This window comes from Actinomyces sp. HMSC075C01, from assembly GCF_001812965.1.
Lineage (GTDB): Bacteria > Actinomycetota > Actinomycetes > Actinomycetales > Actinomycetaceae > Actinomyces > Actinomyces acetigenes.
In genome coordinates this window covers 1-1,039 of the sequence record NZ_KV811001.1, presented here as the reverse complement: position 1 = coordinate 1,039, position 1,039 = coordinate 1, and the positions used below count along the sequence as shown (strand labels likewise).

The 1,039-nt window shown below is 67.9% G+C and carries 2 protein-coding genes and 1 pseudogene; all 3 read left to right on the top strand.

Features of this window, described 5'->3' with window-relative positions; genetic code table 11:
* Positions 1 to 208: hypothetical protein (locus tag HMPREF2883_RS15535; protein ID WP_256277394.1), on the top strand; the 208-nt coding region annotated here is incomplete at its 5' end.
* Positions 154 to 717, top strand: a pseudogene (locus HMPREF2883_RS15530) (transposase); the annotation flags it as partial. The gene HMPREF2883_RS15535 and the pseudogene HMPREF2883_RS15530, both read left to right, overlap by 55 nt.
* A gap of 49 nt (positions 718 to 766) precedes the next feature.
* Positions 767 to 1,039, top strand: a 273-nt coding sequence (locus HMPREF2883_RS15525; RefSeq protein ID WP_371080578.1) for a transposase, incomplete at its 3' end; no start/stop codon positions are given.

Sequence of the window (1,039 nt, the reverse complement as noted above, 5' to 3'; positions counted from 1 at the left end):
CTGGGGGAACTCCTGGCACACCGCCAACAACGCAGTCCTGACTCGGGCTGAGCAGACCATCACCGGCAACCCTGACCGCTTCGATGGTGTGGAGGTCCTCGGCGTCGATGATTCCCCCGCGCGCTTCGCTCTCGTGCGGGAGGTACCCCCTCTGTGTGGCGCCACACCAGGCGGGGCGACCGCTATGTCACCGTGGTCATTGACCTGACCCCCGTGCGCCACCGCAGTGGTCCGGCCCGGCTTCTGGACGTGGTTCCGGGCCGGTCCAAGAAGGTGTTCAAGACCTGGCTCGCCGCTCGGGGTGAGTCCTGGCGTGAGCGGGTTGAGGTGGTAGCCACGGGGCGGTTTCACCGGGTCCCGAGAGCGCCGCCGGCGAGGAGCTCCCACAGGCCCGGGCGGTGATGGACCCCTACGCGCGTCGTGTCCCTGACCGGCGGCAAGCTCGACCAGTGCCGCCGCCGGATCCAGCGGGCGATCACGGGCCGGCGGGGCCGGGCGGGTGACCGGCTCTACCGGGCCCGGCGCACCCTGCACACCGGGGCCGGCCTGCTCACCGATGCCCAGGCCGAGCGTCTCGAGGCCCTGTTCGCTGATGATCGCCACGCTGCGGTCCAGGCCGCCTGGGGCGTCTACCAGCGCCTCATCCAGGCCTACCGCACCGAGGAGGCGGGCCTGGGAAAGTACCTGATGCAACGGCTCATCGACTCCCTGAGGCAGGCCATCCCAGAAGGGCTGGAGGAGATCCAGACCCTGGCAAAGACCCTGACTGAAAGAGCCTCCGACACCCCTGGCCTACTTCGACCAGCCCCGTACCTCCAACGGCCCCACCGAAGCGATCAACGGGCGCCTGGAGCACCTACGCGGCATCGCCCTGGGATTTGCGCAACCTCACCAACTACACCATCCGCAGCCTCATCCACACCGGACGCCTCAAAGACCACCTGACAACAACCACCTAAACCAACCGATAAGCCCCACCTACCACACCCCCAAACACGAAGAGCCACAAGAGGGTTCGGCGGGCTCGAATCGTCAGGAA